Genomic DNA, 9,159 nt, shown 5'->3' with positions numbered 1-9,159 from the left:
CCCAAGACACCCCCGCCCCGACCCACCGCGTCCGGGGATTCCTGACCTCCGTCGTGGCCGGGGCCGCACTGACCGCCTTCATCAGCGGATGCGTGGTGGATCGGGTGATGCTTGTCGTCTTAGGACTGGTTCTGCTGCCGGCCTACGGGCTGCTCTGGTACCTCGCTGTGCTGCCCCGTCTTATCCGTGAGGCTCCGACCGCCGGGACGCGCACGGTGACCGCGCTGGCGATGATCGAGAGCCTGCAGGCGGTCGGCGGCGCGGACGACGACGGCGACGTGTCGGTGCGGTTCGAGCTGAGCGTCGTGCCGGACGACGAGCCCGGCTTCCGCGTCGAGTTCCGGCAGCACATCAACCTCGTCGCGGTCCCCCGCTACCAGCCGCGCGGGATCGTGGTGGTGGAGTATCCGCGGGAGCGGCCGGTGAAGGCGCGGATCCTGAAGAAGCCGACGTCGGAGTGGGCCGAGCGGGCCGCCACGGCGGTCTTGGACTCGGTGCCCGGGCCGGCTTCGAAGGATGACGCGCCGCTGAGCGGCACCGGTTGCCTGCTCATGTTCCTCGGCCTGGCGGTCGGTGCCGGCGCGATCCTGGGGCTGTTCCACAACCAGGTGTTCACCTCTGACAAGGCCGCGGCCGCGACGAATCCGCCGGCTTCGTCGTCATCGACGTCGGACACGACGACGACCACGACCACCACTATCACCTCGGACGTCGGGACGGTCGCGCTCGGTGCGGGCGAGTCGATGCTCGATCCCGGCACGTTGCTGACGTCGGTCCAGTCGGTGACGAAGGATGACCTCAGCCGGCAGGCGCTGACCGTCGTCGTGCAGGACGACCAGCTGACGGTCGCCTTCCTCCCCAGCACGGTGAAGGTCGGCGGATTCGACGTCGATTCGCCGGCCTACGACCGCATCCCGACGTTGGTGCGGGAAGCTGAGGCCACCCCCGGGATCGGCACGACGCAGCGCTGGGAGGCGACCGTCACCGGTCTCGGCGGGTCGATCACCGTCCGGGTCGTGGTGACCGGGGACAAGGGGATGGGAACGCTGGCCGCGGATGGGCAGGGCAGGGTGATCCAGCGCGGCGCCGGTTGATCGGCCCTGATTCGTGGGTCGGCCCTGATTCGTGGATCGGCGTTGATCGTTGATTGGCGTCGATTCGTTGACCGGCGTCGATTCACGGCTTCTGCTGGCGCCGAAAAGCGCTCGGCGCCAGCCCGATGCTCTTGGTGAAGATCCGCGTGAAGTAGGCCGGGTCCGGATACCCGACGTCCTCGGCGATCCGCGCGATCGGCCGATCGGTGTCGGTCAGCAGCGACTTCGCCCGGTTCAGCCGCAGCCGGGTCCGGTAGTCGGTCGGCGTGGATCCCGTCAGCTCCCGGACCGCGGTGGCCAGCGTGTCCCGCGAGACCGCGAGCTGCCGCGCGATGTCGCCGATCGCTATCGGTAGATGCGCGTCGCGTTCCAGTAGTTCCAACGCTCGCCGACCGGTGTCCCGGCGCCCCGGCTCGTCCTGCGTGGAGGCCGACCGGACGGTCCCGACCGAGCAGATCAGCGTGTGCAGCAAGGCCGAGGCCCGCACGTGCCGGGCCAGCGACTCCGGCTGGGCCCCCGATTCCAACAGCTCCGCGAACACCGCGCCGGTCTGCCGCGCGTCGACCGGTTCCACGACGGCCGGCCCGCCGCCGAGGTAGCCCAGGTCCTCGTACCGGGCCGCGGCCGGGCCCTCGAACAGGACCCACAGCTCCGACCAGTCGCCGGGCGAGGGCCCGTAGGAGTGCGGGACGCCGGGCGGCAGCCAGAAGAACGAGCCGGCCGCGACGTCGTGGGATTCGGGGCGGCCGGGCAGGGTCAGCTGCCCCGATCCGGACGTCACCAGCACTCCGGCGTAGCTGGCGAGTCGGCGCCGGGCCCGGAACGCCCGCTGTCCGGTGATGCGTCCGACGCCGGTCACGGCCAGCCCCAGCGCCGTCACTTCGGTTGGGGGTGTGGAGTAGAAGGCGACCGAGGCGGTCATCGCGATGTCAGTCGACAAAAGTCCAAGTGCCAGCGGAACCTGTGCATGGCCGGAGCATATCCCGAGTAAGCACCATGGCTCTCATGTCCGCCACTCGATTCGCCGACTCGACGGGAGTCCTCGCCGCGTCCGGTCTCACCTCGAACGGCTACCGGCTCGCCGAGGACCCCGGCCGGCTCGGACGCCTGGAGCCGGTCCCCGAAGCCGATCGCGCCGACGCCCGGAAGCTGAGGCAGCGCCTGGCTCACAGCGGCTGTCTCTACCTCCCGGGTCTACTCGACCCGGATCTCGTGCTGGCTTTCCGGCGCCACTACTTCGCGGCCCTCGCCTCGGCCGGGCTGATCGTGCCCGGGACCGATCCCGTCAGCGGCACGGCCGCCGATAGGCAGTCGATCGACCACAGTGCCCTGCGTCGCATTCTGTTCCAGGAAATCGTTCCCGGTCCCGAGTACGAGGCCCTGTGCCGTACCCCGGCACTCGTCCAGTTTTTCGCAAAGCTCTTCGAAACCGACCGCCTGCACCTGCACCGCCGCAAGATCATCCGCCACGTCGGACCGGGCGAGAGCGGCGTCGGCACCGCGACTCAGGCCCACTACGACCTCGTCTACCTGCGCGAGGGCACCGACCACGTGCTGTCCGCCTGGATCCCGCTCGGCGACGTCCCGCTGGCCCGCGGGCCGCTGATCTATCTCGACGGCAGCCACCGCAGGGTGCGCGCGGAAGAAGCCGCCGGAACGCTGAAGCGCCCGGCCGCCTCGATGACCGCCGACCTCCCCGCGCTCGCCGACGACCACGACGCCCGCTGGCTCGTCACCGACTTCCGGGCCGGCGACGTGATGATCCACACCGCGCATGTCATCCACGCGTCCCTGGACAACCGCCACCCGGACGGCGCGTTCCGCCTGTCCACCGACATCCGCTACCAGCCCGCCGGCCTGCCGGTCGACGCGCGGTGGCAGCAGCACTGGCACGACCGAGACGGCCTGTGACTGAGACGAACTGTGACTGAGACGGCCTGTGACTGAGACGGACCCCCTGACCGAAGTAAGGACCCTGGTCCAGAAGAGAGGAACCTCAGTGCCCCCACCCCGCAAAACCCTCATCGCCACCCTGTGCGCCGCCCTCGCTGCCGCAACGCTGACCCAGGTCGACGCCGCCTCGGCCGCGGTCAACCCGGCCCACGGCCGTCCCGCACCGAGCTACACGATCGGCATCGGAACGGTCGGCACGCACCCCTATCAAGACGACACCCCAGCCAGCTCGTTCATCGACCAGGACGGCTCGTTCCACTTCCAGGAGTCCGATTCCGAATACGGGGCCACGGGTCCACGGGACTGGAGCTTCTACTCCGGGACGAACTTCGGTGACGCCGCGTACGACGCGTCGACCAGCACCGCGGTGAACCCGGCCAATCCGCGGGACAAGAACGGCGACACGACGTGGCGCTGCAACAACGGCCCGACCGGCGTCGCGTCGAGCTACGACCCGAGCCGGAGTTCCTACACGCAGAAGGACTTCTGCGATCTGCTGGGCACCTGGGTCGACCCGGACACCGGCGATTGGTACGGCCTGGTGCACAACGAGTTCACCCCGCAACCGTTCGGCGACGGCTGGCACTACGACGGCATCGACTACGCGGTCTCGCACGACCAGGGCAAGACCTGGGCCATCGAGGGCCACGCGATCACCTCGCCGTACAGCACCACCCGCGGCGACGACACCGCGTTCCCGAATCAGACCTATGACTACGGGGACGGCGACCAGCGCCTGTTCGTGGACTACGCGTCAGGCTACTTCTACGTCTACTACGCCTCGCGCGTGATTCCCAAGGGCGGCCAGGCCGGTGCCATGGACTGGCTGGCACACGTGGCGCGCGCCCCGATCTCCGGGAAGATGGCCGGCGGCACCTGGCAGAAGTGGTACGACGGGCGCTGGTCGCAGCCCGGCATCGGCGGCAAGGAAAGCGATATGGAGCCGGTCGGCGCGGACTACCCGCTCGGCTACGTCCCGCCGGGCAAGGACTACAACCCGGCCAACCCCGGCACCACCGACCAGCAGATCGCGGCCGGGACTCTGCCGGCCAAGTCGCCGATCGCGTACATGAACATCACGTACGACGCCTACCTCGGCCTGTACATCGGCCAGCCGGCGGTCACCGGCGACACCGGGCCGCAGCAGTACTACGCGACCGATGACCTGGCTACGCAGCGGTGGCACCTCATCGGCGACACCGGCGCCTACACGTCAGGGTCCTGGTATCGATGGATCGTCGACGACGCCAACCTGGCCGACCAGATGATCGTCGGCAAGTCGTTCCGCGCCTACTGCTCGGTGGCGTGCCACAGCTCCGACGGCGAGTGGGCCGACACGACCATCGACTCCACCGCGCCGGCCCAGGCGCCGCTCGATCTGTCGCGTACGTACCGGATCGCCGGCGCCGACCACAGGGTGCTGATGCAGGAGGGTGCGGACGCGATCTCGACCTCGCACCTCGGCCGGACGGATCAGACCTCGTGGAAGTTCACCGCGACCGGCGACGGCGCCTACACGATCACCAACGTCGGCAGCGGCCAGGCGCTCGGCGTCGACTCGACGAGTGACGCGGGCCGGGCTTGGGGCGCCAAGCCCGCTCTCACCGCGATCGGCCCGGGCGGACCGACGGTCGGGCAGGAGTGGTTCCTGGTCCGGGACACTGCGGGCAACGGCGGCAAGGGCACGTTCCGCCTGGTCAGCCGCTACAGCGGGCTAGTCCTCGGCCTCTCGTCGGATGACAGCCGGTCGGCGGAGACCACGCCCGAGCGCACGTGGACGAACGTCACCGGGAGCCCGGTCGGCGGAGACCGCAGCACCGCGGAGCAGACGATCTCGTTCTTGCCGAACTAGGAGGCGTATCGAGGGCGTATCGAGCCGGACTCGTGCCAGCAGTTCGAGGGCACGGTCCGGCGATCAGGCCGGGCGCGGTCGGGCCGGGAGCCCCGTAGGTCTGGCCGTCACGACTTGGCGATGCCCGGCGTGAGGATTTCCATGAGGTGCCCGTCGGGGTCGCGGAAGTAGGTGCCCCTGCGACCTTCGACGGGCTTGCTGCGATAGATCTCCCCGATCTTCTGGCATGCGGGATCGCCGTAGTGGGTGATTCCACCGTCCTGAATGCGGGCGAGAGCGGCGTCAAACTCCTGATCGCTGACCATGAACGCATAGTGGTGCGGCTCGAAGTCGGCCACGCGGTCGTAATCCAGGCTGACGCCGTTGGCCAGCGTGACCGGCGTGAAGTGCGCCACCTGCGGGTCGACGCTCAAGCCGAGGATGTCGGCCAGGAACCGCGCCGAGGCTTGCGGGTCGCGGACGGGGACGATGGTGTGGTTCAGCTCCACGGGCATGATGGCTCCTTTTCGGGACGGGAACGACGTTACGCGCATAACAGCTGCCGGGTCATAGGTCGAACTGCTCGAAGATGTGCGGGTAGGAGACGATGTCGTCGGGAGACTCGGCCGCCATGCGCTGGAACTCGGAGGTGCTGAACGCCGTGGCCAGCGCCTCGGTGGATTCCCAGACCGCGACGTTCATCAGAAGCTGACTGTCCGCCGTTCCCCTGTGCATCTGCAGGGAGACGAATCCCGGCTGAGCCTTCATGAACTCGGCCTGCTTCCGGAAAAGGGCCAGGAACGATTCAGTCCTCTCCTTCGGCACGACGAAGGTGTTGGCCAGGACGATGGGCCCGGTCTTCTCCCTGAACTGCGCGAACATCGGCGTGTGCGGGTCCAGACTCTGCAACTTGGCCATTTTCGGCGCTTCCTCTCGCTATCGGTTGTCCCATGGCACCGCGCGTTGCCAACGCATGGTTGCCAACAAGTGTTGGCCAACGCTTGTTGGCAACCATAAGACCATGGCCTTGGACTGTCAACACGCGTTGGCCTACACTTGTTGGCATGACCGGCAGCACCGAGAACCAGCGGGCCGCACCACGTTCGGACGCCACCCGCGCCACGATCCTCGCCGCGGCCCGCGAGCGCTTCGCGGCGGACGGCTACGAGAAGGCGACCATCCGGGCCATCGCGCGCGACGCGAACATCGACCCGTCGATGGTGATGCGCTACTACGGCAACAAGGCGGGCCTGTTCGCGGCGGCCGTCTCGATCGACCCCCAGCTACCCGGCCTGCCCGTCGAACCGCGCGAAGAGATCGGCCGCACGCTGGTGCGCCACTTCCTCACCCTGTGGGAGGAGAACGGGGAGCTCACCGCGCTGATGCGGGTCGGCGCCACCGACCCGGCCGCCGCCGATCGCATGGGGAGCGTGCTGCGCGAGCAGTTGATCCCGCTGGCCCGCCACGTGGGCCCGGAGCCGGAGCAGGCACCTGCGCGGGCGGCACTGTGCGCCTCGGCCGTGCTGGGGCTCGCGCTGACGCGCTACGTGCTCCGGTTCCCGGCAAGCGTGGCGCTCAGCCGCGAGGAAATCGTGGACTGGCTCGGACCCACGATCCAGCGGTATCTCACCGCGCCCACGCCCTGAAGCACGCGTCCGGGGCCGCACACAGCGACGTTGGCCACCGGCCGCTCAATCTCCCCTCTGGAGCTCTGCCAGTCGCGTCCCGCGCCGCTCGCCTTCTGCGGCCGTGAGCCAGAGCCAGCGTGGGACCACGTGCCAGAGCACTGGCACTATCGCTGAGGCGGACGATGCGTAGCCGGTCGGGTCGAGTCGACGCTGCGTGCCATGCCGCCACTCGAAGCAAGTCATGGCGGCGATTCCGCTGCTCAGGACGAGCGAGAACGCGACCATCCACGACGGTATCGGGTTGCCGGCTGTCGTCCCACCAGCGAACGCCAGGACGAGTCCGACCGGCGCGGCCACCCACGCGAGCCTCCATCGGCGTCGGTAGAGCACGCCGATGCCCAGTCCCAGACCGACGATCCCGGTGTCCAGCAGGTGCCAGCCGGCCCCGGCCCACAATCCGAGCAGCGTCAGGTCCAGCGCTGACGGCCGCACGTCACGGCGCCGCGTAGCGAGCACCACGGCCAGCACCACGATCAGCACCACGGCCAGCGCCAACAGCAGTGCCTTGATGACGTCGTCCTCGGCTGCCGGCTCGGTAAGGCGAACCAGTGCACTGTCAGCGAGGAAGCCGACGAGTCCCGCCCCAAGATAGACCCGCCAGGTGTAGGTACGCACCGGGCCGGCGGCCAGCGTCGCGAGGGCCAGGATCGTGACCGATATCGCTAGTGACATGAGTATCCCCCGGGGTCCGAACCATCGGGACCGACACTAGGGATTTCGATGCCGCATTGAACCCGTGGAACCACGCGTTTGCGTTGCCTATTGTTTGAACCGCCCGGCCAGCTCAGTTCGCGACCGCACCCCGAGCTTGCGGAACACCGACCCCACGTGGCTCTCGACTGTCCGCACGCTCATCGACAGCCGCGCCGCCACCTCGCGATTCGTGAAGCCGTCGGCCACCAGATCCGCGACCCGCTGTTCGGAGGCGGTGAGCAGCGAGCCGGCCGCGGCCCGCTGGCCCCGATCCAACTCCGCCTCGGCGAGCTGCGCGAACGGCCGGTGGCCGTGTTCGGTGAAGCAGTCGAGCGCGTCCTGGAGCGCCTGACGTGCCTCGGGCTTGGCCTTGCGCCGCCGCTGCACCTGCCCGAGCGCGAGCAGGCTCCGCCCGCGCTCGATCGGCATCGGCGAGGCGGCGTGCGCCTGGACCGCGCGGGTCAGCGCTTCGGCCGCCACGTCCAGCTCGCCCCGGGCGGCGGCGATCATCCCCTGGATCCGCAACGCGATGCCGCTCAGCGTCGGGCGCTCCAGGCGCGCGCCGAGTTCCGCGAGTTCGGCCGCGACCGCGGCGGCCACTTCCAGCCGACCGGCGGTGACCAGCGCCTGGCCGAGGTCGCCCTCGGGACGCCCGCGCGCCGCCGGCTCGTGGACGTGCACCGCCCGCGCCTGCTCCAGCACGCCGGTCAGCAGCGTGATCGCCCGCTCCACGTCGCCGCGCAGCAGCGCGATCGTGGCCAGCGGCGTATCCATGATCACCCGCACCAGCGGGATCGGCGGCAGCCGTTCCAACGCCGCGATCAGGGTCGCCTCGCCGCCGTCCAAGTCGCCATCCATGATCGCCACCAGCGCCCGTGCAACGGTCAACGACGCCGGCTCACCGATCCCGGGCCCGGCCTCCCGCCTCGCCTCCTCGAACTCCGCCAACGCCAGCCGCGCCGCCCCAGGCCGCCCGGCCAGCACCTCGGTATAGGCGAGATGCGCCAAAAGGATCGCCACCCCAGAGGTCTCCCCCACCTCCCGCGCCCGCCGCACCATCCGCGTCAGCACACTGCGAGAGGTGTCGAGGTCGTCCACATACTTGATGCTGAGCCCGAAGCGCACCTCAGCGAGCTCAATAAACGGAACCCACCGCTGCCCCGCCTGCGCCACCCGAGCCCGCTCGACCAGCGCACGATCCACGCCCCGCCCCGCGAACATGTCGATCTCGACCAACGCCAGCAACGCCGTCGCCAGCGCGGCCGGATCGGCCTCGGCACCGAGCCGATCGCAGATCCGGATCGCCTCGACTGCGCAGCGGCGCGCGTAGGGCGGGTCGATCGCGACGTTGAAGTCGGCGGCGAAGGCGAGCGCGAGGGAGCGCAGGCAGGGGTCGGCGGGGGTTGGGGCACTGATCGGTGTGCCCGTCGGGGCTGCGGGCAAGTCGCCAGTCAGGTGTCCGGTCGCGTCGGCGGTCGCTTCAGCGGTCGCGTCGGCCGAATCGCCGGTCGGACGGGCCAGGTCGCCGACCAGGTTAGTACCAGGGACAGCGCTCGGATCGGCGGTTGGTTCCGGTTCCGGTTCAGCCGTCAACTCAGCCAGCAGCGCCGCCTCCACCACCCGCTGAGCGGCGGCGGGGCCCTGGGTGTACAGCAGTGTGTGGGTGAACAGTGCCAGGGCGCGGCGGCGGGTCGGGAGGTCGGCGCCGGCTGATACGGGCCAGGCGGCGCCCGCCAGTTCGCAGGCCTTTGCGGTGTCGCCGCGCATGTAGTGCAGTTCGGCGGCGGCGATCTGGCGATGGGTCAGGGCGGTGGTGGCCTCTGGTGGCGTGAAGCGGATGGCCAGGTCGGCGAGTTCGATGGCGGACGGGATCGCGCCGCGGTCGCGGGCGGTGGTGGCG

At 69.8% G+C, this 9,159-nt stretch carries 9 protein-coding genes; 4 read left to right on the top strand and 5 right to left on the bottom strand.

Translation table 11 applies throughout. The annotated features are described in order from the left end of the window. On the top strand, nt 1–1,094 hold a 1,094-nt coding region (locus IZR01_RS45520), incomplete at its 5' end, for a hypothetical protein (RefSeq protein ID WP_228561308.1). An 82-nt stretch (nt 1,095–1,176) separates the two neighbouring features. Here the strand turns inward: IZR01_RS45520 and IZR01_RS45515 are convergent. Further along, a complete protein-coding gene (locus tag IZR01_RS45515) occupies nt 1,177–2,034 on the bottom strand; it encodes a helix-turn-helix domain-containing protein (protein WP_194927457.1) in 858 nt (285 codons plus the stop codon). A 65-nt stretch (nt 2,035–2,099) separates the two neighbouring features. Here IZR01_RS45515 and IZR01_RS45510 point away from each other — a divergent pair, with 65 nt between their 5' ends. Further along, entirely contained in the window at nt 2,100–3,005 is a 906-nt protein-coding gene (locus IZR01_RS45510; protein ID WP_194927456.1) for a phytanoyl-CoA dioxygenase family protein, read from the top strand. 88 nt (nt 3,006–3,093) lie between these two features. Continuing rightward, nucleotides 3,094–4,899, top strand: a complete 1,806-nt coding sequence (locus tag IZR01_RS53890) for an RICIN domain-containing protein (RefSeq protein ID WP_194927455.1) — start codon at nt 3,094–3,096, stop codon at nt 4,897–4,899. A gap of 107 nt (nt 4,900–5,006) precedes the next feature. Here the strand turns inward: IZR01_RS53890 and IZR01_RS45500 are convergent, their stop codons facing one another. Next, nucleotides 5,007–5,393 (bottom strand): VOC family protein, encoded by a 387-nt coding sequence (locus IZR01_RS45500; protein ID WP_194899070.1) that lies wholly within the window; start codon nt 5,391–5,393, stop codon nt 5,007–5,009. A gap of 52 nt (nt 5,394–5,445) precedes the next feature. Continuing rightward, a complete protein-coding gene (locus IZR01_RS45495; protein WP_194899069.1) occupies nt 5,446–5,796 on the bottom strand; it encodes an antibiotic biosynthesis monooxygenase family protein in 351 nt (116 codons plus the stop codon). 146 nt (nt 5,797–5,942) lie between these two features. Between IZR01_RS45495 and IZR01_RS45490 the strand changes: the two genes are divergently transcribed. Continuing rightward, nucleotides 5,943–6,524 carry a TetR/AcrR family transcriptional regulator gene (locus IZR01_RS45490; protein WP_194899068.1) on the top strand — a complete coding sequence of 194 codons (582 nt, stop codon included), beginning with the start codon at nt 5,943–5,945 and terminating at the stop codon, nt 6,522–6,524. Nucleotides 6,525–6,569: 45 nt separating this feature from the next. Here IZR01_RS45490 and IZR01_RS45485 read toward each other — a convergent pair whose 3' ends face one another. Then, nucleotides 6,570–7,238: a hypothetical protein gene (locus tag IZR01_RS45485; RefSeq protein ID WP_194899067.1), complete on the bottom strand. Its 669-nt coding sequence runs from the start codon at nt 7,236–7,238 to the stop codon at nt 6,570–6,572. A gap of 87 nt (nt 7,239–7,325) precedes the next feature. Next, nucleotides 7,326–9,159, bottom strand: a 1,834-nt coding sequence (locus IZR01_RS45480; RefSeq protein ID WP_228561307.1) for a LuxR family transcriptional regulator, incomplete at its 5' end; no start/stop codon positions are given.

The sequence above is a fragment of the Catenulispora pinisilvae genome (assembly GCF_015356865.1).
Taxonomy (GTDB): domain Bacteria; phylum Actinomycetota; class Actinomycetes; order Streptomycetales; family Catenulisporaceae; genus Catenulispora; species Catenulispora pinisilvae.
The sequence above is the reverse complement of the archived record's forward strand: the minus strand, read 5'-3'. Positions and strand labels throughout refer to the sequence as shown.